We start from the raw sequence: 23,675 nt of genomic DNA, 5'->3' as shown, positions 1-23,675 counted from the left end.
TGCGTGAAAGCTGCGTGAATCGGATCACGGGCGATCCTCCACGAGAGTCAGCTTGCGCGACGCGCCATCGCGGCGAGCGAGTTCGACCGCTCTCGGCACGACGCGACCGAGCCACTCGTCGCCAATCTTCGCACCCGGCGCGAAACCGTCGACATCGCGGCCGCTCTGCAGCAGCGCCATCGCGCGGCGACGCCCGACGAACGTGCCCACCAGCAGCATGTCGCCGCCTTGCAGGCCCGCGTCCGCATTGCCGAACGGGTCGATGACAAACGCATTCGCGCGCGCGGCGATTTCCGCCGTTGTCGTCACAGCCGCGGGCGGCAGCGTTTCGAACACGCGCAAAGCCGTTTCGATGACGAGCGCGTCCGCCTGTCGCCTGATCCGCACGTCCCCGGGCACGATGAGCCGCGGCAAACCGGCGAGCGCCTCCAGAAAGCGCCGCATCTCCGCGAACGTGCCCTCCGCGTGGAGCTTGAGCACACGCTCCGGAAAGGGCTCGACCGCTTTCGGATCGGCGCTCCGCGCCGTCGCGGGCTCGATCTGCGCCACTCTCAGCCCGCTCTGCGCCGCCAGATCTGCACTGGCGCGCAATGCGTCGGCGGCGCTCCAGCGCTCCGGCTCCGTACGTGCCGACGCCACTCGCGCGCGCAACGCCGGCAGTTCCGCCGCGATGCGCCGCGCGTCCTGTGCTTTCGCCTGCGCCGCCGACCACCCCGCGCGGCTGAGTTCGAACTGGCTCGCATCCGACACGCGCCATGCCCTCGCGCCGAGCACGAAAACGATCAGCGCCAGAGCGACGCCGACGATCGTTGTTCGAAGCAACGACCAGTGGTGCAGCGGAAGCCTCCACGCGAAGGAATCGCGCGGATGCTTCCGGGTTGCGCGATGCATCGACATTGCATTCATGGGCGCCTCCCGTGTGTCGCCGGTTGATCCGCAGCGAGGACCGGACGCGCTTCGGCATGCGAGCCGTCCGGCGCATAGCGCACGAGTGCGATGAATTCATAGTGCTCGGGTCGGTCCGCGAAAGCTGTCATTGCCTTGCGCTTGCCGGGCGGCGCCATTTCCGCGCGACGCTTCATCTCGGTCACTTCGACTGCCCGCACGCCGTTCAGCCGCTCCAGCCGCTTGAGCCAGAGCGCCGCCGTGTGCGAATCGGGAGCAAGCGCCGCAAGCTCCACTTCGTTGTTTCGCTGCGAGACGCGTTGCAGCGCGACGCCTCGTTGCGGCGGCGCATCCGCGAGCGCCTCGAGCAGCGCGAGGAACCGGTCGCGCGGCAACGCCAGCCGTTGGGCGGCGTCGCGCGCGCGGCGCCGCTCGGCTTCGGCGCGAACGAGCCGCGTGTGCTCCTCCATCTGCCCGCCGGAAGCGCGCAACGATGCCTCCAGCGCGATGCGCCGCTCGTCGAGACGCGCGCGCTCGAACATGTCCCAGCCGGCGACGGCGCCCACGGCCGCGCAGCCGGCGAGACTCAGCGCGCCGAGCAGCGCGAGTCGCTGACGCCGGATTTCACGGCGCTTGCGCGCGCGATGCGGCAAGAGGTTGAATCCATCGAGAAGGGCGGCGGTCATTGCATCACCTCGCGCAATGCAAGCCCGAACGCGACCGCGAAGCGCGGCGAATGCCGGTGCGGGGCTTCGATCTCGGATGCGCCGTTGCCGTGCGGCGCGGCCTCGAACGGCAATGCCGGGCAGCCGAAGGTCTTGCCCAGCACCGGTAGCGGCACACCCGCGTGCGCCAGCAACTCGATGCGCCCGCCTGCGTAGATGCAATCGAGCGGCGCGTCCTCGCCCGCAAGATCGTGCAGCGCCTCCGCGATGCTCCGGTACTCCGGCGCCGGATAGCGACCCTCGTTCTCGACGCCGCGCGGGCCGACCAGCCAGCCGTGCAGCCCCGCGCTTTCGAGCCAGCAGACGAGATAGCGCGCGTCGTCGTGAAGTTCGACCGAGCCGGTATGGCGCATCGCGCGCAGCGCCGCGGCCGGCTCGCCGTCGATGGCCGATAGCGCAACGCCCGCCTCCGCCGCCGTCTCGACGCGCGCCTCGACATGCCGCCGCGCCGTAGCGGCGATCGACACCTGCGCCTGGCCGTCTTCGCGCGTCTGCACCGACCAGTCGACCGCCAGCGCGCCGCGCTCGATGCCCGACGCCCGCTCGGCCTCGGCGAGCACGGCGGGCTCCAGCACGCCGCGCGGATCGTCACCGATCTCTGCCGCGGTGGAACTGGATGCATCGAGGACGCGCGCGAGCGGTACCTGGGTCGTGAGCGTCGCCGACGCCGGCAAGCCCATCGCACAGCGCAGCGCCCGCCATGCGCCATTCGGAGGCACGCGCCCGAAGGTCTCGCGCAACGCCGACACGATCGCCGCGCGGTCCACGAACTCGCCGTCAATCACCGCGCCCGACGGCAGCGGCACCAGTCCCAGATGCTCGATGCACACCGACGCGTTTGCCCGAAGCCGCCGGCTGACGATGGCGAGCCGCACGCCGTCTTCGTCCACATCGATACCCGCCGCATAGCGCCGCGTGACGGTCAGCATCTTTCCGCGCAGCGCTTTTTCTTTGCTCATGACCTGCTCCTTCCACATTCACTTGCGCACCGAACCGTTCGGGCGCTTGACGTGAAAGGATTTTCGCGACGCTCGCCGGTGGCGAACATTCGGCCGAATGGCTAACGCGAAACCAACGCACGATAAGAAGATGATTCCGCGCACGATCGCGCGTATCTTGAAGACAGCGGCAAACCGGCGTGTCCGCCGCGTACTGTAAGCGTTAAGAAAAGTCCAAAAGTCAGGCGGCTATAATCGCGAGATTGTTTTTGGTGGTTCTATGCAATCCTCTTCCCCGACCAACTCGCCGTCCACGCCGCCCGAGAGGCAAAAGAAAGCCAAGCGCCCGTGGTGGGCGAGGCTCCTGCTAGGCTTTTTCGTCAGCGTATTCGCGCTCATCGTGTGCGCGGGGCTGGTGCTCGGCTACGCGCTCGTCGTCGCGATGCCGAATCTGCCTTCGCTCGAAGCGCTCACCGACTACAAGCCGAAGGTGCCGCTGCGCATCTACACGGCCGATCACGTATTGATCGGCGAATTCGGCGAAGAGCGCCGCAGCGTCGTGCGCATCCAGGACGTGCCCGATCATCTGAAAAAAGCCGTGCTCGCGATCGAAGACGCGCGCTTCTACGATCACGGCGGCGTCGATCTCACCGGCATCCTGCGCGCGGGCTCGGTCGCGCTGACCAACGGCCACGCATCGCAGGGCGCGAGCACGATCACGATGCAGGTCGCACGCAACTTCTTCCTGTCGAGCGAAAAGACTTACACCCGAAAGATCTACGAGATGCTGCTCGCATACAAGATCGAGCGCGCGCTGACGAAGGATCAGATTCTCGAGGTGTACATGAATCAGATCTATCTCGGGCAGCGCGCGTACGGTTTCGCGAGCGCGGCGCGGGTCTACTTTGGCAAGGATCTGAAGGATATCTCGCTCGCCGAGGCCGCGATGCTCGCGGGTCTGCCGAAGGCGCCTTCGGCGTACAACCCGGTCGTCAATCCGAAGCGGGCGAAGGTGCGTCAGGAATACATCCTGCAGCGCATGCGCGAGCTGAATTTCATCACGCAGGACCAGTTCGAGCAGGCGGCGAAACAGCCGCTCGTCGTGAAGGGACAAGGGCGCGAATTCAGCGTGCACGCCGAGTACGTCGCGGAAATGGTGCGTCAGATGATGTACGCGCAATATCGCGAGGAAGCGTACACGCGCGGTCTGAACGTCGTCACGACGATCGATTCCGCCGATCAGGACGCCGCCTACCGCGCGGTGCGCAAGGGTCTGATGGACTACGAGCACCGCCACGGCTATCGCGGACCGGAAGGCTATATCGACTTGCCGGCGAATGCGGACGACCGTGAGCAGGCCATCGACGACGCGCTCGCCGAGCATCCCGACAACGGCGAAATTGTCGCGGCGGTGGTCACGTCGGCGAGTCCGAAGGAAGTGAAGGCGAGTTTCATCGACGGCAATACGGCGACGATCAGCGGCAACGACCTGCGTTTCGTCGCGTTCGCGCTCGGCCCCAAGGCGCAGCCGAACGCGCGCATTCGTCCGGGCGCGATCGTACGTCTCATGAAGAACGACGACGGCAACTGGATCATCACGCAGTTGCCGCAAGTCGAAGGCGCGCTCATTTCGATGGTGCCGCAGGACGGCGCGATCCGCGCGCTGGTCGGCGGCTTCGACTTCAACAAGAACAAGTTCAACCACGTGACGCAAGCGTGGCGTCAGCCGGGTTCGAGCTTCAAGCCGTTCATCTACTCGGCGTCGCTGGAGAAGGGACTTTCGCCCGCGACCATCATCAATGACGGCCCGCTGTTCTTCAGCGCGGCGGAAACCGGCGGCCAGGCGTGGGAGCCGAAGAACTACGGCGGCGGCTTCGACGGCCCGATGACCATGCGCTCGGCGCTGCAGCGTTCGAAGAACATGGTGTCGATCCGCATTCTGAGTCACATCGGCACGAAGTACGCGCAGCAGTACATCACGCATTTCGGCTTCGACGCTGACCGTCATCCCGCCTATCTGCCGATGGCGCTCGGCGCGGGTCTCGTCACGCCGCTGCAGATGGCGGCCGGTTACGCGGTGTTCGCGAACGGCGGTTATCGCGTGAATCCGTATCTGATCGCCGATATCACCGATCCCTACGGGCGCGTCGTCTCGCATCCGCAGCCGCTCGTCGCGCAGCAGAGCGCGCCGCTCGCGATCACGCCGCGTAACGCGTTCGTCATGAACAGCCTGTTGCAGAGCGTCGCGCAGCACGGTACGGGCGCGAAAACGAATCAGTTGAAGCGCGGCGATCTCGCCGGCAAGACCGGCACGACGAACGATTCGCGCGATGCATGGTTCGCCGGATATCAGCGCACGCTGGTGGCGGTCGCTTGGATCGGCTACGACAATCCGCGCAGCCTGGGCGACAAGGAAACCGGCGGCGGACTCGCGCTGCCGGTGTGGATGGACTACATGGGCACGGCACTCAAGGGCGTGCCCGAGTACAAGCCGACGATGCCGCCCGATATCACGTCGCTCGGCAACGAGCTTTACTACGACGACATGACGCCGGGCCACGGCTTCGTTGCGACCATCGGCGTGAGTCAGGCGCCGCCGCAGGAAGGCGTGTCGGGCGTGACGGCGCCCGCGCCGGAAGTCGGCGAGCAGGAAAAGCAGGACATCATGAATCTGTTCAAGGGCCACTGACCGGGCCCGGCGACACATGAAACGCCAAGCGAGCGGCTCGAAAGAACCGCTCGCTTTTTTTACGCCTTGAAGCGGATCGGCTCGCCTGCCTGCTCTGTCGAATACTTGCTGAGCGTAGCGAAGAATTCGCTGTTGTCGCGCGTGTCGCGCCACGCGCCGTCGACGTATTTGTAGTGGAATCCGCCCGCCTTCGCCGCGAGCCAGATTTCGTGCTTCGGCGGCTGCAAATTGACGATCACCTTCGTGCGGTTTTCGAATTCCAGCGTGAGCACGTTGCCGCTGCGCTCGAATTCGATATCGGCGTCGGCTTCATCAACCGCACGCTCGATGGCGGTCAGCGCGGCCTCCGCCAGCGTCAGGTATTCCTGGTCTGTCATGCTAAACTCCATCGATTCTATGTACAGGGACGGTCATGCGTGTCGTTTTCAGGATGAGCGCGATTGTAGCGGCTTTGAGCCTCGGCGCCGCGGCCACACTCACGCTCGGCGGTTGCGGACAACGCGGTCCGCTCTACATGCCAACTGTGCCGCCGCTCCCGCAACGTCCCGCCGATCTCCAGAATACGCCGCCTTCGGATGTGAATCCGGGCAGTGAAACCGCAGCGCGCCGAGGCACCGTTCCGGATACATCGGGCGAGCCGCTATCGCTTTCGCCCGAAACGGATTTGAAGACCGGACCCAACGCCGCATCGGCGCCGAAAGCCGCTTCGTCCGCTTACTGATCCGCCAGCCCTCGCCTCATCGGCGCATTTTCGATTCCACGCATGAACGATTCCGCATTCCACTACGTCGACGGCGTGCTTCACGTCGAAGGCGTCTCAGCCGCATCGCTCGCGGAGCAGTTCGGCACGCCGCTCTATGTCTATTCGCGCGATGCGCTGACGCGCGCCTATCACGCTTACGCCGACGCCTGCGCCGGCCGCAAGGCGACCGTGCACGTCGCGGTGAAGGCGAACAGCAATCTCGCGGTGCTCAACGTGTTCGCGCGCATGGGCGCAGGCTTCGACATCGTGTCGTCGGGCGAACTGGCGCGCGTGCTGGCGGCGGGCGGCCGCGCGGAAAACACGGTGTTTTCGGGCGTCGGCAAAACGGCGGCGGAAATGCGCGAGGCGCTCGAACTGGGCGTGAAGTGCTTCAACGTCGAGTCGATTCCCGAGCTGCACGCGCTCAATGACGTGGCGAAGTCGCTCGGCAAGAAAGCGCCCGTGTCGCTGCGCGTGAATCCCGATGTCGATGCGAAAACGCATCCGTACATTTCCACGGGCTTGAAATCGAACAAGTTCGGCGTGGCCTTCAGCGATGCGCGTGCGACCTACACGCAGGCGCACCAAATGGCGAATCTCGATGTCGTCGGCATCGATTGCCATATCGGCTCGCAGATCACCGAAATCAGCCCGTATCTCGACGCCCTCGACAAGCTGCTCGACCTCGTCGCGCAGATCGAATCGGACGGCATGAGCATTCGCCATGTCGATGTCGGCGGCGGTCTCGGCATCACCTACGACGACGAAACGCCACCCGATATCGGCGAATTCGTGAAGACGCTGCTCGATCACATTGAAAAGCGCGGCCACGGCGAACGCGAAGTGTATTTCGAGCCAGGCCGTTCGCTGGTCGGCAATGCGGGCGTGTTGCTCACGCGTGTGGAATACCTGAAGCCGGGCGAAGAAAAGAATTTCGCCATCGTCGATGCCGCGATGAACGACCTCGCGCGCCCCGCGATGTACGAGGCGTTCCATCGCATCGTGCCGGTCGTTGAGCGCGATGCGCCCGCGCACACGTACGACGTCGTCGGTCCGGTGTGCGAGAGCGGCGACTGGCTCGGGCGCGATCGCGAACTGGCCGTCGAGCCGGGCGATCTGCTCGCCGTGGGTTCGGCGGGCGCGTATGGCTTCGTGATGAGCTCGAACTACAACACGCGCCCGCGCGCCGCGGAAATCATGGTAGACGGCGAACGCGCGCGACTCGTGCGCGAGCGTGAGGAAGTGCGGCAGTTGTTCGCCGGCGAATCGATTCTGCCGGACTGAAACTTTCGTGCTCCAATGAAAAAGCGATGCTCCGAGGGCATCGCTTTTTTTTTATGCCCGTCGTGTTTTCAGCCAGGCGATCACACGCCAGCCCAGCAACACGATCACTATCGAGCCATAAATCTTCGGCAACTCGAGATCGTGCTTGCCTGCCTTCATCCACCAGAAATGCAGGATCGCGAGCGCGGCGATGAGATAGATCGCGCGATGCAAGATCTGCCAGCGTCGCCCGAGCTTGCGCACCATCGCTTTCGGGGACGTCGCGGCGAGCGGTATCAGCAGCACGAATGCCGCGAAGCCGACCGTGATGAACGGCCGCTTGCCGATGTCCTTCACCATCTCGGCGACATCGAACCATTTGTCGAACCAGATGTAGGTCGTGAAGTGCATCACCGCGAAGAAGAACGCGTACAGGCCGATCATCCGGCGAAAGCGCGCGAGCGCCGTGATGCCGGTCATGCGTCGCAGGGGCGTGATCGCCAGCGTGATGCAGAGATATACGAGCGTCCAGAGGCCGGTGGAGCGCGTGATGAACTCGATCGGATTGGCGCCCAGACCGCCGTTGACACCGAGGAACACGAGACGCGCGAGCGGAAACAGCATCGCCACGAACACCGCGATCTTGACCGGCGCGACCCAGCGCGGCGGCGACGCCACGCGCGCACGAACACCTTTGATATCCGTTGCGCTCGACATCAGAAGTTCTTCTTCAGATCCATGCCCTGATACAAGGACGCGACCTGATCGCCGTAACCGTTGAACATCAGCGTCTTGCGCTTCGGCTGAAAGAAGCCGTCTTCGCCGATGCGCCGCTCCGTCGCCTGGCTCCAGCGCGGATGATCGACGTTTGGGTTCACGTTCGAATAGAAGCCGTATTCGGTCGGCGCGTAGAGGTTCCAGCTCGTCGGCGGCTGCTTCTCGACGAAGCGGATCTTCACCAGCGACTTCGCGCTCTTGAAGCCGTACTTCCACGGCACCACGACGCGCACCGGCGCGCCGTTCTGATTCGGCAGCACTTCGCCATACAGGCCGACCGTGAGCAGCGTGAGCGGATTCATCGCTTCGTCCATGCGCAGACCTTCGGAGTACGGCCATTCGAGGATGGGCGTGGAAAGTCCGGGCATCTGCGAGGCATCGGCGAGCGTGATGAACTGCACGTACTTCGCGTTGCCCGTCGGCTCGGCGCGCTTGATCAGCTCCGACAGCGAGACGCCGATCCACGGAATCACCATCGACCAGCCTTCGACGCAGCGCAGCCGGTACACGCGTTCTTCGAGCGGCGCGAGCTTCAGAATTTCATCGATGTCGTAGACCTTCGGATTCTTGATCGCGCCTTCCACCGACACCTTCCACGGCCGCGGCCGCAGCGTGCCCGCGTGATCGGCGGGATCGCCCTTGTCGGTGCCGAACTCGTAGAAGTTGTTGTACGAGGTGATGTCCTTGAACGGCGTGGGCTTGTCGATCGCAACGAATTTCGGGTTCGTCGTCGCGGCGAGCTTCTGGCCTTTCGCGTCGGGCGATGTCAGCGTCGCGTGCGCGATGCCGCTCGCGCCGGCAAGACCGGTCGCCGCCAGCGCGCCGAGCGAGCGCAGCGCGCGGCGGCGATTTTCAAACACTTCGCGCGGTGTGATTTCATGACCCGCGATATCACCGCCGTAGAGATGGCGGTTTCGTCTGATCCACATGTGCATTCCTTCCATTGCGGCGCTGATCGCCCATACGAGGAGAACAGCAGATTCAATACCCGTATTCCAGCGCAAAACGAAAAAAAACCGCCAGCGCGATGCATGGCGGTTCTTTTCGCGTCGACGTCGGCCAATCAGAGCTTGCCGTAGCTGTGCAAGCCCGAGAGGAACATGTTCACGCCGAGGAACGCGAACGTCGTGACGACCAGGCCGGTGAGCGCCCACCATGCCGCCGCCGCGCCGCGCAGGCCCTTCATCAGGCGCATGTGCAGCCACGCCGCGTAGTTCAGCCAGACGATCAGCGCCCAGGTTTCCTTCGGGTCCCAGCTCCAGTAGCCGCCCCACGCTTCCGCGGCCCACAGCGCGCCGAGAATCGTCGCGATGGTGAAGAACGCGAAACCGACGGCGATCGACTTGTACATCACGTCGTCGAGCACTTCGAGCGACGGCAGGCGATCCGCCATGAAGCCGCGCTGCTTCCCGAGATACGCGACGGACACCATCGCGGAGAGCGCGAAGCTGCCGTAACCGATGAAGTTCGCCGGCACGTGGATCTTCATCCACCAGCTTTGCAGCGCGGGCACGAGCGGCTGAATCTGCTGCGCGTCGCGGGCGATCGAATACCACATCAGGAACCCGACCGCCGCGCTGATCACGAGTAGCACGAACGCGCCCAGCGCGCGCGTCGAATAATGCTGCTCGTAGTAGAGATAGAACAGCGACGTGATCAGGCAGAACAGCACGAACACTTCATACAGATTCGAGATCGGAATATGACCGACGTCCGTGCCGATCATGTACGACTCGTACCAGCGCACCATCATGCCGGTGAAGCCCATCAGCACCGCGACCCAGGTCATGCGCGAGCCGATCGCGCCTCCGGTCTGCGAGCGCGTCACGAGGCCGATCCAGTAGAACAGCGTCGCGAGGATGAACAGCGCGCTCATCCACAGGATCGCGGACTGGCTCGACAGGAAGTACTTGAGGAAGAAATTGGTGTCGGCGCGCGCCAGATCGTGCTGGTAGAGCTGGATCGAGAAGAGCGACATGATCGCGATCATCGCGATCAGCAGACGCACTGGTTTCCAGCGCCAGCCGAGCACAGTAAAAGTCGGCACCGCGCCGATCAGCACGGCCGTGTCGTACACGTCCATGTACGCGTGATAGCGATTCAGCGCGAAGCCCGCGCCCGCGACCATCGCGAGGGCGAACAGCCAGTCGATGGGCGTGAGGCGCCGCAGGAACGGACGGTCGTCGAACGTGGCGACATCGGGCAATCCGCCCGGCGCCGGACGTTCCATCTTGGCGGATGCGTGGGAGGAAGTCTGAGAAAGGTCCATGATCTTACCGTGTTGAAACTTCCGAGCTCGAAGCCTCGGATTGCGTTTGCGCCGTGGCAGCGCCGGATGCCGGGGACGGATCGGACGGCTTCGCGCCGAGCGCCGCAGCGATCTGCGCGCGCGTACGCACGAATTCCTTTTCGAAGTCGAGGGTCCGGCGCGCGGTGGACATCGCCATCAGCACGCTCGCGCCGCCTTGTCCCGCATCTTTGAGCCAGAACCAGAGCCGGCGCTCGCGCACGTAGAACATCGCGAAAATGCCGACGACCAGCAGAAGGCTGCCAAGATACACCAGATTCTTGCCCGGCGCGCGCGTCAACTGGAATACCGAAGCTTGCACCTGCTTGAAGTTGTCAAGTTGCAGAAAGACCGGCGAACCGTACAGAAAGCTGTCAGAAAGCGCATTGATGGACGCCTGCACGAACGCCGAGTTCTTCTCATCCACTTTAGCCGCGGGAAGGCCGTTTTGCTCTCGGGAAATCTGCCATACGTCCCACATCGCGCCTTCCAGCATGCGCATCAACAGACCGGCGGCTTTCTCCTGCTCGCCCTTCGGCACCGAGCGGTCGATGAACATCGCGATGCTCTGGAAACCGCCAATCATCTGAGGATTCGCGACTGCCTTGCCGTTTTCGTCCACGCCGGCGAACAGATTCAGCACGCGATTGGCGCTCTCTTCCAGATGCTTCTGAAGATCGCCGTTTTCCTGCGGCACGGAGCGCAGTGCGAAACGATGCGCCGCTTCGGCGCGCGTCGCAGGCGTGGCGAGCGCGGCGCGCAGATCCATCCACTGCTTGACGGTGCCTTGCTCGTCGGCGGGAATGCGCAGATAACGGAACGGATCGTTCGGGCTCAGGCGCATGCCCGCGAGGAACATGCGCTGGCCGCTGACATCGACCGGCAGCATGTAGTTGCTGTATTCGCGCGCCTGGCCGTCCGTGCCGCGCACCTTGTATTGCACCGACGGGCCGATATTGCGCAGATCGGTCGGCTTCGAGGTTTTCGCGCCGGAGCCTAAACGTTCGTCGAACGCGTCGCGCAGCGTCTCCTTCTTGCCGACGCCGCGCGCGTCGGGCGCGCCGTTGCCGTCGGTCATGTTCTCGACGTTGATCGCTCGGAAATCGGTGAACTCGACCGTCTCGCCCTGCGCGCCCACGAACTGCGCGCCGATGGGCGCCGTGCCGCCGATCGTGCCGCTGAACGGCGCGGTCTTCGCGCTGCCGCCGGTCATCGGCCACGCGGTCATTTCGAGCTTCGAGCCACCGTCCTGAAAGCTCGACTGATAGATCGACACGCCGTCGTACGTGAACGGCTTGTTCACCTCGACGCGCGCCGGAATGCGTTTGCCGGTCTTGTGATCGATCACGACGATGTCACTCGCGAAGAGCTTCGGCATGCCGGTCGAGTAGTAATCGACGATGAACTTGTTGAGCTGAATGGAGAACGGCAGATCCTGAATGATCGAGCCGTCCTGCTGGTTCAGAATCGCCGTGCCGACGTATTGCCCTTCCGGCACCCACGCGTAGCCGCGGAACGTCGGGTTCGACGTGGACAGGCGATGCTCCGGCGGAATGTCGTTGATAACGGCGTTGGAGTTGATCGGCGTCTTGTTGAACATCCACATCTGCAGCTTGATGGGCAGATTGCTGTCGAGCAGCCCGCCGATGCAGATCACGACGATCGCCAGATGCGCCGAGATATATCCGATCTTCGTCATCGCGCCGCGCTTGCCCGCGATGAGCGTCGCTCCGTTGTCGGTCTGCCGCGTGACGGTGCGATAGCCCATCTTGGCGGCGAGACGCTCGAGCGTCGCGGCCGTCTGCGCGCGGTTGCTCGAAACCGTGAACTCGCCCTTGTGGTGGAACGCGCGCAGGCCACCTTCGTGCACGCGATCCTTCCAGCTCTTGATGTCCGCGATCATCTTCGGGCTGTTGCGGATCACGCACAGCGAAACCGAGATCACGAGGAAGATGAGGATCAGCATGAACCACCATGCGCTATACACGGTGTAGATGCTCAAGCCCCGGAAGATGTCCGCCCAGAACGGGCCAAACTGATTGACGTAGTTGGGATACGGATCGTCCTGCGTGAGCACCGTGCCGATGATGCTCGCGATCGCCAGGATGACCAGCAGCGCGATGGCGAAGCGCATGGAACTCACGAGTTCGACGAAATGCCTGACTGCGCGGCGACTCGACTTCGACTGCATACCCGATGTGGTGACGCTCATTCAAACTCCGACTGGACAGCAAAAAAGGGTGGAGACGCTGGCGGTCTGACAGACCGACGTCCCACCCTTTTCTTGTTTTCGCGCCGGTCTTCTCGGATATCCGGGACCGGCTTCGTGTTTGTGGGCGGCTCCCGTGTTGGCTGGGAACCGCTGGACGCTGCTTGCTGCGGTTAATGCAAACCGGCGATGTAATCCGCCACCGCCTTCATCTCCGCTTCGTTCAGGCGCGAGGAAATCTGGTGCATCGGCTCGCTGTTGTTGCGCTGCCCCGATGCGAAGGCGTTCAACTGGGCCACCGTGTAATCGCCCCACTGCCACGACAGCCGCGGATACTGCACCGGAATGCCCATGCCCGTCGCGCCGTGGCACGCCGCGCACGCCGGCACGCCCTTGTCCGCGATGCCGCCGCGATAAATCTTCTGACCCAGCGCGACGTCATTCTTGTCGCGCGCGTAGTTGGGCTTGGCCTTCTGCTGGGAGAAGTATGTCGCGACGTTCAACATGTCCTGATCCGACAGCGCGCCCGCTATGCCCGCCATGATCGGATTGTTGCGCGCCGGTGCCTTCGCGCCCGGCTGCGTCTTGTAATCCTTCAGTTGCTTGACGATGTATTCCGCGTGCTGGCCCGCGAGTTTCGGAAACGCCGCTCCGGCACTGTTTCCGTCCGCTGCGTGACACGCCGCGCACACCTGGGTTGCGATGGCCTGCCCCCTCGCCACATCCGGCTTCGCCGGTTGCGCGGGTTCCGCCGCGCTCGCTGACACCGCTACCGCTAAACCACTCAAACCTGCACCGAAAGCCGCCGCTGCCCGAATCACCACCAGAGACCTGTACAGTCGGTTCATTCGCGTACCCTGTTTTTCGTCTTGTGAGAATGTGAGGTTCTGCAAAAAACGACGGCGACCGATTATCGCCGCAAGATACCCGAACTCGCTGAACGAAGAGGCTCAAAAAGTGCCCCGAAACTGTCTCGCTCCTGTCGATAAGAGTTGGCGCTTTAGCGCCTTACTCCGATCCCGTGCAAAGCTGTGGGTGAAGCCTGCGGCGTGGGTCTTGCGTGCCCGTGCTGATCTTTAAAAATCCGTCGTATTGTACAATAACCCGCTACACGCAAAGACGCCAGTCGGGGCATGCCCAGTATTCGCCGGCTTCTCAAGGCTTCTGGTATTCACCCCTCACTCGATTGGGTCCGCCAATGTCATTTCTGCTTCACCAATCCCGCTTCTTCACGACCGTCAATCATCTGCGCGACCTGCCGCCCACGCCGCAGCCCGAAATCGCCTTTGGTGGACGTTCCAACGCGGGTAAATCGACCGCTATCAACGTGTTGTGCAACCAGAAGCGGCTCGCGTTCGCGAGCAAGACACCGGGGCGCACGCAGCACATCAATTACTTTTCGGTCGGCCCGCAAGACGCGCCGACCGGCTTTCTCGTCGATCTTCCGGGCTACGGTTACGCCGAAGTGCCGGGCGCCGCGAAAGAGCACTGGCAACGGCTGCTGTCCACGTATCTGCAGAGCCGCGCGCAACTGTGCGGCATGATCCTGATGATGGATTCGCGCCGCCCGCTGACCGATCTCGATCGCATCATGATCGACTGGTTCGCGCCCACCGGTAAGCCGATCCACGCGCTCCTCACAAAATGCGACAAATTGACGCGACAGGAGATGACCAACGCCCTGCGCGCGACCAAGAAGTCTTTCGCTGAATTCAGGGACGCGGGTTATCGCGGCGAGCTGACCACGCAGCTTTTCTCCGCGATGAAGCGCGTGGGTCTCGATGAAGCGCATGAAAAGATCGAAAGCTGGCTGATCCCTGAGGAAGCGGGCAAGAACGCGGAAGAAGACGCCGCCGAGTGACGTTCGCCGAATGGCGGCGGCATAAAAAAACCCGCCGCATGACGGCGGGTTAATAGCCTAATCGAATATCGACAGGCACCCGCTCAGGGAGGAGAAGCGGGGAGTCCGGCGGCAAGCGCCTCGCTCGATCGGTATGATATACCATTGTCTCAAAACGGTTTCAGACGCCGCCAAGTACTTGTTCGGCAAGGCTTTACGCGTTTCGAAACACGTTTTCGACCTCCCCTGAAGACCATCCAATTCGAGTCGAACCATGAGCTTCTATCCCCACCATCGCCCGCGCCGCATGCGCCGCGATGACTTCTCGCGTCGGCTGATGCGCGAAAATGTCCTCACGACGAACGATCTCATTTATCCGGTGTTCATCGTCGAGGGAACGAACGTGCGGCAAGATGTCGCGTCGATGCCCGGCGTCGAGCGCACGTCCGTCGACCTGCTGATGAAGGTCGCCGAGCAGTGCGTCGAACTGGGCGTGCCGGTGCTGTCGCTGTTCCCGGCTATCGAGCCGTCGCTCAAGACGCCGGATGGCCGCGAAGCCACCAATCCCGAAGGCCTGATTCCGCGCGCCGTGCGCGAGTTGAAGAAAAACTTCCCGATGCTCGGCGTGCTCACCGACGTCGCGCTCGATCCGTACACGAGCCACGGCCAGGACGGCGTGCTCGACGAAGAAGGCTACGTGAAGAACGACGAAACGAGCGAAATCCTCGTCGATCAGGCGCGCGTGCAGGCTGAGGCGGGCGTGGATATCGTCGCGCCGTCGGACATGATGGACGGGCGCATCGGCGCGATTCGCGAAATGCTGGAAAGCGACGGCCATATCCACACGCGCATCATGGCTTACGCGGCGAAATACGCGTCGGCGTTCTACGGCCCGTTCCGCGATGCCGTCGGCTCGGCCGCGAATCTGGGCAAGAGCAACAAGATGACGTATCAGATGGACCCCGCCAACACCGACGAAGCGATGCGCGAAGTGCGCATGGATATCGAGGAAGGCGCGGACATGGTGATGGTCAAGCCCGGCATGCCGTATCTCGATATCGTGCGCCGCGTGAAGGACGAGTTCCGCTTCCCGACGTACGCGTATCAGGTGAGCGGCGAGTACGCGATGATCAAGGCCGCCGCACAGAACGGCTGGATCGATCACGACAAGGTGATGATGGAAGCGCTGCTAGCGTTCAAGCGCGCGGGCGCGGATGGCGTGCTGACGTACTTCGCGCTGGACGCCGCGCGCATCCTGCGGGCGTCGAAGTAACACGACCGGGCGTCGGATGTGAAAAGGGCGATGCGTCGAATGCATCGCCCTTTTTGTTTATCCGCTGACTTTGTCGAGACTCTTCAGGAACCTGTCCGCCGACTCGTAGCCAACCACGCGCGCAACCTCGTTGCCCTGCGCATCGAAAAAGATGATGCCGGGCGGGCCGAACAGCTTGAAGCGCCTGAGCAGGGCCTGGTCGTCCGTGTTGTTGGCGGTGACGTCCGCGCGCAGGAGATTCAGTTGCGCGAGACGCGCCTGCACGCGGGCGTCGGAAAATGTGAGCTTCTCCATTTCCTTGCACGACACGCACCAGTCGGCGTAGAAGTCGAGCATCGCGGGTTTCGCGGCAGCCTTGACCGCCGAATCGAGTTCCGATGATGAGCGCACCGGCGCGAACGTCGGTCCTTGCGCTTGCGTGCTAGCGGCCGACGATGAATCCCCGCGTGAAGCCAGCACCGCGAGCGGGCGCAGCGGATCCGTGGAACCCGCAGCGAGGCCGACGAGCACTGCTGCCCCCCAGATCGCGAACGCGGCGCCGAGCCCGCGTCCGAGTCGCGTCCAGACGCTCCCCGACGCAGCCGGCGCGAACAGCCCTAGCGACACCGCCGCGATCAGCAGCCAGAGCGCCGCGAGCAGCATTTGCGCGACGACGCCGAGCACCGGCCACACGATCCACAGCGCCGCCGCAAGCAGGACGACGCCGAAGAACACCTTCACGCCGTCCATCCACGCGCCGGCGCGCGGAAGGATCGCGCCCGCGCCCAATCCGATGACCAGCAGCGGCACGCCGAGTCCGACGCCCATCGCGAAGAGCGCCGAACCGCCGAGCACGGCGTTGCCGGTATGCGCGATGAACGCGAGTACGGCGAACAGCGGCGCCGTCATGCACGCGCCGACAACGAGCGCGGAAAGCGCGCCCATTACCGCGACCGCCGCGAACTTGCCGCCGCTGCGCTTCTGCGACGCCTCGTTCACGCCGCTCTGCCAGCGCGCCGGCAAAGCGATATCCACGCCCGAAATCAGCGCGATCGCGAACGCCGCGAGCAGCACGCCGAATGCGCCGAGCACCCACGGATTCTGCAGCCACGCACCGAGACTCTGGCCGATCAGCGCCGCGGCCACGCCGAGCACCGTATAGACGAGCGCCATGCCGATCACATACGACACCGACAACGCGAATCCGCGCGAACGCGTCACGCGCGCGCCTTCGCCGACGATGATCGCGGAAAGAATCGGGATCATCGGGTACGAGCACGGCAACAAGCTCAGCACCACGCCCGCCAGAAAATACAGTCCGACGATGGTGAAAAATCCGCCGCCTTCGAGCATGGATTGCGCGTAATCGGCGCTGGTCACGCGCTCGAACCACGAGGTTTGCGAATCGGTCGCGGGCGCGCTCGGAGCGACACCGGCCGGCTGAAGCGCATCGCCGCGCACGCGATACGTCTTTTCCATCGGCGGATAACAGATGCCCTGATCCGCGCAACCTTGCGATGTCACCGCCAGTTCGAACGGACCCTTCGCCTCCGTGACCGGAATGCGGATAAGCAACTCGCCGCGATACGTCTCGACGTCCTTGTTGAACGTCTGATCGAAGTGCACCTTTCCGGCAGGCAATTGCGCCGCACCGATCGTCGCATCACCGCTCTTCACCGCGAAGGCGAAGCGCTCGCGGTACATGTAATAGCCGTCCGCGATCTTGTAGCGGACATCGATTTCGCCGGGCTTTTCGGTCGCGCTGAACTTGAACGCGACGTCGGGATCGAGGAAATCGTCGGCTGCGCGCGCGGCGCCGGAGAGCAGCGCGAACGCGATCAGGAACAGGAACGCGCCGAAAAACCGCCGCGTGATGAGACGAGAAAACTCAAACATGAAGAGGACGCTGCGTTTCTACGTTGACCCACTGACCGTAGCCCGGCGAGGCATCGACCTGCCAGACGAGGATTTCGGGCGTTTCATACGGATGCCGGACGTCGATGAAGCGCTGCAACTCATCGCTGCGCGCGACGCTCGTCTTGAACAGCAACTGCACTTCCTGCGACGACTCCAGCGCGCCCTTCCAGTGATATTGCGACGACACCGCGCCCAGATTGGTCACGCACGCGGCGAGCCGCGTTTCCAGAACCGCCTGCGCGAGCGCATCGGCTGCGGCGGCATCGGGCAGCGTCGACAACATCAAAACGACGGGAACGTTCACACAGGACTCCGTGAAGGCGAGCAGGCCAATTACGTATCGTAGCATCGGCGGCTGGCACGCACTTTTACGCTCCGGCGCGCTGAAGGGTCGCGGCAAAAATGGAACACGCACAAAGCAAAAAGGCCAGACTTCGAGCCTGGCCTTTCTACTAACAACCGAAGACGGGATTTATTCCGCTTCTTGCACTTCTTCCGTCTCTTCGACTTCCGGGCGATCCATCAGCTGGACCAGCGCCATCGGTGCGTTGTCGCCGACGCGGAAACCGAACTTCAGGATGCTCAGGTAGCCACCCGGGCGGTTCGCGTAGCGCGGGCCGAGGACGTCGAACAGCTTCGCGACGGAATCACGATCGCGCAGGCGGTTGAACGCCAGACGGCGGTTCGCGAGCGACGGCTTCTTGCCCAGCGTGATGAGGGGCTCGACAACCTTGCGCAGTTCCTTGGCCTTCGGCAGCGTCGTCTTGATGACTTCGTGCTCGATGAGCGAATTCGACATATTGCGGAGCATTGCCAGACGATGGCTGCTCGTGCGGTTCAGTTTCCGCAGACCATGCTTGTGACGCATTTTTCAGCTTCCTATAACGAGTTTAGAGCCAGCTCTTCTATTGCTCCCTGATTCGGGGCACGGGCCGGTCGGAGAAAAGCAAGACGCGGATTTTAAAGCAAAATCCGCGTCTTTGACAACAACGCTTCGACTCTGGTCTTACTTGTCGAGACCGGCCGGCGGCCAGTTTTCGAGCTTCATACCGAGCGTCAGGCCACGCGAAGCGAGCACTTCCTTGATCTCGTTCAGCGACTTGCGGCCCAGATTCGGCGTTTTCAGCAGTTCGTTTTCCGTACGCTGGATCAGATCGCCGATGTAGTAGATGTTCTCGGCCTTCAGGCAGTTCGCGGAACGAACCGTGAGTTCGAGGTCATCGACCGGACGCAGCAGGATCGGATCGATCTGCGGTGCGCGCGACGGCGCTTCCGCTGCCGCTTCGGTGCCTTCCAGCGCCGCGAACACGGACAGTTGATCGACCAGAATGCGAGCCGACTGGCGGATCGCTTCTTCCGGCGAAATCACGCCGTTGGTCTCGATGTTCATCACGAGCTTGTCGAGGTCGGTACGCTGTTCGACACGCGCGCTTTCCACGGCATAGCTCACGCGGCGAACCGGCGAGAACGACGCGTCCAGCACGATGCGGCCGATGATCTTCGCCGACTCTTCGCCGTAACGACGCACGTTGCCCGGCACGTAGCCGCGGCCCTTTTCAATCTTGATCTGAACGTCGAGCTTGCCGCCCTTCGACAGGTGCGCGATCACGTGTTCCGGATTGATGACCTCGCAGTCGTGCGCGAGTTCGATATCGCCGGCCGTGACGACGCCTTCGCCTTCCTTGCGCAGCGTCACCGTGACTTCGTCGCGGTTGTGCAGCTTGAAGACGACGCCCTTCAGGTTCAACAGCAGGTTGACCACATCCTCTTGCACACCATCGAGCGTCGAGTATTCGTGCACGACGCCTGCGATCGTCACTTCGGTCGGCGCGTAGCCGATCATCGACGACAGCAGCACGCGCCGAAGCGCGTTACCCAAGGTGTGGCCATAGCCGCGTTCAAACGGCTCCATAACCACTTTCGCGTGGTTCTCACCAAGCGATTCAACTGCAATGATCTTGGGCTTCAACAAACTGGTTTGCATAGGTTTTCCTTTTCAATACCCTCGGCTCGTTACACCGATAAGGCTGACCGGTAACAACCTGAAAATAAACAGCCGAGGCCACCCCTTGCCACGAGCAATCAGGCTCCCCCGGCTGTCTATCCGATTACCGCCGCGATTAACGCGAATACAATTCGACGATCAGGCTTTCGTTGATGTCGCCGGCGATATCGCTACGCTCGGGCATCGACTTGAACGTGCCTTCGAACTTCTTCTCGTCGACCGACACCCAGCTCGGCATGCCGCCTTGCTGCGCCAGCGAGAGGGCTTCGACGATACGTGCCTGCTTGCGCGACTGTTCGCGCACGGACACGACGTCACCCGACTTCACTTGCAGCGAGGGGATGTTCGCGACTTGGCCGTTCACCATGATCGCCTTGTGGCTCACGAGCTGACGTGCTTCCGCGCGCGTCGAGCCGAAGCCCATGCGATAGACGACGTTGTCGAGACGCGACTCGAGCAATTGCAGCAGGTTTTCGCCCGTCGGGCCCTTGCGGCGGTCGGCTTCAGCGAAGTAGCGGCGGAACTGACGCTCCAGAACGCCGTAGATACGCTTCACTTTTTGCTTTTCGCGCAATTGGGTGCCGTAGTCGGACGTACGCGCGCCCGAGATGCGGCCGTGCTGGCCGGGCTTGCTGTCGAGCTTGCACTTGTCGGCGAGCGAGCGGCGTGCGCTCTTCAGGAACAGATCGGTGCCTTCACGGCGGGACAGCTTGGCTTTGGGACCGGTATAGCGTGCCACTTTGCATCCTTAAATATTGATCACGCAGACTAACGAGGTACTTCGATCTGCGCTAGTCCGAACCCTTTGGGTCGAACGGTGGGCTTAGTAAAACTGCATAACGCACGAAACCCGCCGATACTTACGCATCGACAGGAAACATGCGGTTTGCGTCGGCGTATTAGATACGACGGCGCTTCGGCGGACGGCAGCCGTTGTGCGGGACCGGCGTAACGTCGGAGATCGCGGTGATCTTGATGCCAAGACCATGCAGCGCGCGCACCGCCGATTCACGGCCAGGACCGGGGCCCTTGATCCGCACTTCGAGGTTCTTCACGCCGTATTCCATTGCCACGCGGCCAGCCGATTCGGCTGCGACCTGGGCTGCAAACGGCGTCGACTTACGCGAGCCCTTGAAGCCCTGACCGCCCGAGGTCGCCCATGCCAGCGCGTTACCTTGACGATCGGTGATCGTGATAATGGTGTTGTTGAACGACGCGTGAACGTGAACCACGCCCTCGGCGACGTTCTTCTTGACCTTCTTGCGAACGCGTTGCGCCGCGGAGTTGTTCGAAGCCTTAGCCATTACGTTTTCCTGTAACTGTCAGTTCCGCTTACTTCTTCAGCGATTGCGCTGCACGACGCGGACCCTTGCGGGTACGTGCGTTCGTACGCGTACGCTGGCCACGCAGGGGCAGACCCTTGCGATGGCGCATGCCGCGGTAGCAACCCAAGTCCATCAGGCGCTTGATGTTCATCGTCACTTCACGGCGCAGATCGCCTTCGACGATGAACTTGCCCACTTCGTCACGCAGCTTTTCGAGGTCTGCGTCGGTGAGGTCTTTGACCTTCTTCGAAAATTCCACGCCAGCAGCGGTGCAGATGCCACGCGAACGCGTGCGGCCGATGCCGAAGATTGCCGTCAGGCCGATCTCGGTATGCTGGTGATTCGGGATGTTAACCCCTGCGATACGAGCCATTGTTTTTCCTCAAACAAAAAGCGCAAGCAAAAGCGCGGCGTTCAGCCTTGACGCTGTTTGTGGCGCGGATCAGAGCTGCAAATCACGCGCACAACGCCCTTGCGCTTGATGATCTTGCAATTGCGGCAAATGCGCTTAACCGATGCCATCACTTTCATGATATTACCCTTTTTTCTAAATCACTTCGCCCGGAACACGATCCGCGCACGAGACAGATCGTAAGGCGTCAATTCAACCGTAACCTTGTCGCCCGGCAGGATGCGGATGTAGTGCATCCGCATCTTTCCGGAAATATGCCCCAGGACCACATGGCCATTTTCCAATTTCACCCGGAAAGTAGCGTTGGGCAGGTTTTCGATGACCTCACCCTGCATCTGGATTACATCGTCTTTGGCCATAGTCCTAATTAACGCATCGGGACGTTGCCGCCCTTGAAGTTTGCCTTCTTGAGCAGCGACTCATACTGTTGCGACATAACGTACGACTGTACCTGAGCCATGAAGTCCATCGTGACGACGACAATGATCAGCAGCGACGTTCCACCAAAATAAAACGGCACGTTCCAGCGCAACACCAGAAACTCAGGCAGCAGGCACACGAATACGATGTAGATCGCACCGGCCAGCGTCAGACGCGTGAGGATGCGGTCGATATACCGTGCAGTCTGATCGCCCGGACGGATACCCGGAACGAAAGCACCGCTTTTCTTCAAGTTGTCGGCGGTCTCCCGGCTGTTGAACACCAGTGCGGTGTAGAAAAAGCAGAAGAAGACGATCGCCAACGCATACAGCAGCACGTACACAGGTTGACCGGGCTTGAGCGCTTCGGCCACATTGTGCAGCGTGTTCGCGAACCAGTTGGTGCGCGTACCCGAACTGAACCAGTTCAGGATGGTTGCCGGGAAGAGGATGATCGACGACGCGAAGATCGGCGGAATCACACCCGACATGTTCAACTTCAGCGGCAGATGGGACGACTGTCCGCCGTAAATCTTGTTACCGACCTGGCGCTTCGCGTAATTCACGAGGATCTTGCGCTGACCGCGTTCGATGAACACGACCAGATACGTGACCGCCGCGATCAGCACCACGATGATGATCGCCGAGATGATGCTCATCGAACCGGTGCGAACCAGCTCGAACAGACCACCGATCGCATTCGGGAAACCCGCCGCGATACCACCGAAGATGATGATCGAAATGCCGTTGCCGAGACCGCGCTCCGTGATCTGCTCACCCAGCCACATCAGGAACATCGTGCCCGTCACCAGCGTGACGACCGTCGTCAGCCGGAACACCATGCCGGGGTCCAGAACCAGAGCTGGCTGATTTTCCAGCGCAACTGCGATACCGAACGCCTGGAAGGTCGCCAGAACCACGGTGAAGATACGCGTGTACTGCGTGATCTTCCGTTGCCCCGCCTGTCCTTCCTTCTTCAACGCTTCCATCTGCGGCGAGACGATCGACAGCAACTGCATGATGATCGACGCCGAAATGTAGGGCATGATGCCCAGCGCAAAGATCGTGAATCGCGACAGCGCGCCACCCGAGAACATGTTGAACATGCCCAGGATGCCGCCCGACTGGCTTTGGAACAGCTTCGCCAGTTGATCCGGATCGATGCCGGGTACCGGAATATGCGCACCAATGCGGTAGACGATCAGCGCCAGCAGCAGGAACACTGCACGCCGACGCAGATCGCCGAATTTCGCCGCGCTTCGACCGGTTTTTGCGAGACTCGGGCTGTTAGCCAAGTACCTTCTCCGATGCTAGTGCTAGTAACGGCGATGAGCCAGTTACTCGGCGATCGAGCCGCCAGCGGCTTCGATCGCTGCACGGGCGCCTGCCGTTGCCGTCAGACCCTTGACCGTGACCTTGCGCGTGATTTCGCCGGTCTTGATGATCTTCGCGCTCTTGATGAGCTCGCCGACCAGACCCGCTTGCTTCAGCGCCAGGAGATCGATCTCGTCGACCGGCAGCTTTTCCAGATCAGCCAGGCGCACTTCACCGACGAATTCCTTCGTCAGCGAGGTGAAGCCACGCTTCGGCAGACGACGCTGCAGAGGCATCTGACCGCCTTCGAAGCCGACCTTGTGAAAGCCGCCCGAACGCGATTTCTGACCCTTGTGGCCGCGGCCCGCGGTCTTGCCGAGGCCCGAACCGATACCGCGACCGACGCGACGCTTAGCGTGCTTCGCGCCTTCTGCCGGCTTCAGGTTATTCAATTCCATGTTCAACTCCTTGGATCCGTGGGTCGCGCTTAAGCGATGACCTTAACGAGGTACGAAACCTTGTTGATCATCCCGCGCACTGCCGGCGTGTCCTGCAGCTCGGAAACCGAGTTCAGGCGGCGCAGGCCGAGGCCACGCACCGTTGCGCGGTGCGATTCGCGGGTCCCGATCAGGCTCTTGACGAGCTGAACCTTGACAGTTTTTTCAGACATGGTGAC

General features: G+C 62.4%; 26 protein-coding genes. 5 read left to right on the top strand and 21 right to left on the bottom strand.

The genetic code is table 11. The features are described from left to right. Positions 1 to 24 precede the first annotated feature (24 nt). From AWB79_RS29325 to pilM, 3 genes are read right to left on the bottom strand one after another with little or no spacing between them, the layout of a single operon-like run. Positions 25 to 906, bottom strand: a complete 882-nt coding sequence (locus AWB79_RS29325) for a type IV pilus inner membrane component PilO (protein ID WP_061170943.1) — start codon at positions 904 to 906, stop codon at positions 25 to 27. Then, positions 903 to 1,571, bottom strand: a complete 669-nt coding sequence (locus tag AWB79_RS29320; RefSeq protein ID WP_061170942.1) for a PilN domain-containing protein — start codon at positions 1,569 to 1,571, stop codon at positions 903 to 905. The genes AWB79_RS29325 and AWB79_RS29320 overlap by 4 nt, the downstream gene beginning before the upstream one ends. Then, positions 1,568 to 2,569 carry a type IV pilus biogenesis protein PilM gene (gene pilM, locus AWB79_RS29315; RefSeq protein WP_061170992.1) on the bottom strand — a complete coding sequence of 334 codons (1,002 nt, stop codon included), beginning with the start codon at positions 2,567 to 2,569 and terminating at the stop codon, positions 1,568 to 1,570. The genes AWB79_RS29320 and pilM overlap by 4 nt, the downstream gene beginning before the upstream one ends. 259 nt (positions 2,570 to 2,828) lie before the next feature. Between pilM and AWB79_RS29310 the strand changes: the two genes are divergently transcribed. After that, on the top strand, positions 2,829 to 5,237 hold the full coding sequence (locus AWB79_RS29310; protein ID WP_061170941.1) for a penicillin-binding protein 1A: 2,409 nt from the start codon (positions 2,829 to 2,831) through the stop codon (positions 5,235 to 5,237). Between the two features lie 59 nt (positions 5,238 to 5,296). Here the strand turns inward: AWB79_RS29310 and cyaY are convergent, their stop codons facing one another. Beyond that, on the bottom strand, positions 5,297 to 5,614 hold the full coding sequence (cyaY, locus tag AWB79_RS29305; protein WP_061170940.1) for an iron donor protein CyaY: 318 nt from the start codon (positions 5,612 to 5,614) through the stop codon (positions 5,297 to 5,299). Between the two features lie 35 nt (positions 5,615 to 5,649). Between cyaY and lptM the strand changes: the two genes are divergently transcribed. Beyond that, positions 5,650 to 5,958, top strand: coding sequence for an LPS translocon maturation chaperone LptM (gene lptM, locus AWB79_RS29300; protein ID WP_061170939.1), 309 nt, complete (start codon positions 5,650 to 5,652; stop codon positions 5,956 to 5,958). Between the two features lie 42 nt (positions 5,959 to 6,000). Continuing rightward, positions 6,001 to 7,263: a diaminopimelate decarboxylase gene (lysA, locus tag AWB79_RS29295; protein ID WP_061170938.1), complete on the top strand. Its 1,263-nt coding sequence runs from the start codon at positions 6,001 to 6,003 to the stop codon at positions 7,261 to 7,263. A gap of 51 nt (positions 7,264 to 7,314) precedes the next feature. Here lysA and msrQ read toward each other — a convergent pair whose 3' ends face one another. The 5 genes from msrQ to AWB79_RS29270 all read right to left on the bottom strand — a co-directional run bounded on the left by msrQ (position 7,315) and on the right by AWB79_RS29270 (position 13,363). Then, positions 7,315 to 7,959 (bottom strand): protein-methionine-sulfoxide reductase heme-binding subunit MsrQ, encoded by a 645-nt coding sequence (msrQ, locus tag AWB79_RS29290; RefSeq protein WP_061170937.1) that lies wholly within the window; start codon positions 7,957 to 7,959, stop codon positions 7,315 to 7,317. Further along, positions 7,959 to 8,948, bottom strand: a complete 990-nt coding sequence (gene msrP / locus AWB79_RS29285) for a protein-methionine-sulfoxide reductase catalytic subunit MsrP (protein ID WP_061170991.1) — start codon at positions 8,946 to 8,948, stop codon at positions 7,959 to 7,961. The genes msrQ and msrP overlap by 1 nt, the downstream gene beginning before the upstream one ends. A gap of 134 nt (positions 8,949 to 9,082) precedes the next feature. Further along, the gene (ccsB, locus tag AWB79_RS29280; RefSeq protein WP_061170936.1) at positions 9,083 to 10,288 is read right to left on the bottom strand and encodes a c-type cytochrome biogenesis protein CcsB; all 1,206 of its coding nucleotides are present in this window, start codon (positions 10,286 to 10,288) and stop codon (positions 9,083 to 9,085) included. Between the two features lie 4 nt (positions 10,289 to 10,292). Continuing rightward, positions 10,293 to 12,518, bottom strand: coding sequence for a cytochrome c biogenesis protein ResB (locus AWB79_RS29275; protein ID WP_061170935.1), 2,226 nt, complete (start codon positions 12,516 to 12,518; stop codon positions 10,293 to 10,295). 170 nt (positions 12,519 to 12,688) lie between these two features. Continuing rightward, positions 12,689 to 13,363: a c-type cytochrome gene (locus tag AWB79_RS29270; RefSeq protein WP_061170934.1), complete on the bottom strand. Its 675-nt coding sequence runs from the start codon at positions 13,361 to 13,363 to the stop codon at positions 12,689 to 12,691. A 350-nt stretch (positions 13,364 to 13,713) separates the two neighbouring features. On the opposite strand from AWB79_RS29270, the gene yihA reads away from it, so the two are divergent. Both yihA and hemB read left to right on the top strand, forming a co-directional pair. Continuing rightward, on the top strand, positions 13,714 to 14,376 hold the full coding sequence (yihA, locus tag AWB79_RS29265; RefSeq protein ID WP_061170933.1) for a ribosome biogenesis GTP-binding protein YihA/YsxC: 663 nt from the start codon (positions 13,714 to 13,716) through the stop codon (positions 14,374 to 14,376). Positions 14,377 to 14,629: 253 nt separating this feature from the next. Continuing rightward, a complete protein-coding gene (hemB, locus tag AWB79_RS29260; RefSeq protein ID WP_061170932.1) occupies positions 14,630 to 15,628 on the top strand; it encodes a porphobilinogen synthase in 999 nt (332 codons plus the stop codon). Between the two features lie 57 nt (positions 15,629 to 15,685). Here the strand turns inward: hemB and dsbD are convergent, their stop codons facing one another. From dsbD to rpmD, 12 genes are all read right to left on the bottom strand, one after another. Continuing rightward, the gene (gene dsbD / locus AWB79_RS29255) at positions 15,686 to 17,503 is read right to left on the bottom strand and encodes a protein-disulfide reductase DsbD (RefSeq protein ID WP_074169447.1); all 1,818 of its coding nucleotides are present in this window, start codon (positions 17,501 to 17,503) and stop codon (positions 15,686 to 15,688) included. Then, on the bottom strand, positions 17,496 to 17,828 hold the full coding sequence (gene cutA, locus AWB79_RS29250) for a divalent-cation tolerance protein CutA (protein WP_061170931.1): 333 nt from the start codon (positions 17,826 to 17,828) through the stop codon (positions 17,496 to 17,498). The genes dsbD and cutA overlap by 8 nt, the downstream gene beginning before the upstream one ends. 168 nt (positions 17,829 to 17,996) lie before the next feature. Next, on the bottom strand, positions 17,997 to 18,392 hold the full coding sequence (gene rplQ, locus AWB79_RS29245; protein WP_008344047.1) for a 50S ribosomal protein L17: 396 nt from the start codon (positions 18,390 to 18,392) through the stop codon (positions 17,997 to 17,999). Between the two features lie 138 nt (positions 18,393 to 18,530). Further along, positions 18,531 to 19,508 (bottom strand): DNA-directed RNA polymerase subunit alpha, encoded by a 978-nt coding sequence (locus AWB79_RS29240; RefSeq protein ID WP_008344045.1) that lies wholly within the window; start codon positions 19,506 to 19,508, stop codon positions 18,531 to 18,533. Between the two features lie 136 nt (positions 19,509 to 19,644). Then, on the bottom strand, positions 19,645 to 20,268 hold the full coding sequence (gene rpsD / locus AWB79_RS29235) for a 30S ribosomal protein S4 (protein WP_061170930.1): 624 nt from the start codon (positions 20,266 to 20,268) through the stop codon (positions 19,645 to 19,647). A gap of 160 nt (positions 20,269 to 20,428) precedes the next feature. Further along, on the bottom strand, positions 20,429 to 20,833 hold the full coding sequence (gene rpsK / locus AWB79_RS29230) for a 30S ribosomal protein S11 (RefSeq protein WP_006052224.1): 405 nt from the start codon (positions 20,831 to 20,833) through the stop codon (positions 20,429 to 20,431). Positions 20,834 to 20,861: 28 nt separating this feature from the next. Next, a complete protein-coding gene (gene rpsM, locus AWB79_RS29225; protein WP_008344037.1) occupies positions 20,862 to 21,227 on the bottom strand; it encodes a 30S ribosomal protein S13 in 366 nt (121 codons plus the stop codon). Between the two features lie 41 nt (positions 21,228 to 21,268). After that, entirely contained in the window at positions 21,269 to 21,385 is a 117-nt protein-coding gene (rpmJ, locus tag AWB79_RS38555) for a 50S ribosomal protein L36 (RefSeq protein ID WP_004199844.1), read from the bottom strand. A gap of 21 nt (positions 21,386 to 21,406) precedes the next feature. Further along, a complete protein-coding gene (gene infA, locus AWB79_RS29220) occupies positions 21,407 to 21,625 on the bottom strand; it encodes a translation initiation factor IF-1 (RefSeq protein ID WP_004521905.1) in 219 nt (72 codons plus the stop codon). Positions 21,626 to 21,633: 8 nt separating this feature from the next. Next, positions 21,634 to 22,980, bottom strand: a complete 1,347-nt coding sequence (gene secY, locus AWB79_RS29215) for a preprotein translocase subunit SecY (RefSeq protein ID WP_008343935.1) — start codon at positions 22,978 to 22,980, stop codon at positions 21,634 to 21,636. A 42-nt stretch (positions 22,981 to 23,022) separates the two neighbouring features. Next, the gene (gene rplO, locus AWB79_RS29210) at positions 23,023 to 23,457 is read right to left on the bottom strand and encodes a 50S ribosomal protein L15 (protein WP_061170929.1); all 435 of its coding nucleotides are present in this window, start codon (positions 23,455 to 23,457) and stop codon (positions 23,023 to 23,025) included. Positions 23,458 to 23,486: 29 nt separating this feature from the next. Continuing rightward, on the bottom strand, positions 23,487 to 23,669 hold the full coding sequence (gene rpmD / locus AWB79_RS29205; protein ID WP_006400644.1) for a 50S ribosomal protein L30: 183 nt from the start codon (positions 23,667 to 23,669) through the stop codon (positions 23,487 to 23,489). Positions 23,670 to 23,675: the final 6 nt, after the last annotated feature.

Origin of the sequence: Caballeronia hypogeia (assembly GCF_001544875.2) — a bacterium.
In the GTDB taxonomy this organism is placed as follows: Bacteria; Pseudomonadota; Gammaproteobacteria; order Burkholderiales; family Burkholderiaceae; genus Caballeronia; species Caballeronia hypogeia.
The sequence above is the reverse complement of the archived record's forward strand: the minus strand, read 5'-3'. Positions and strand labels throughout refer to the sequence as shown.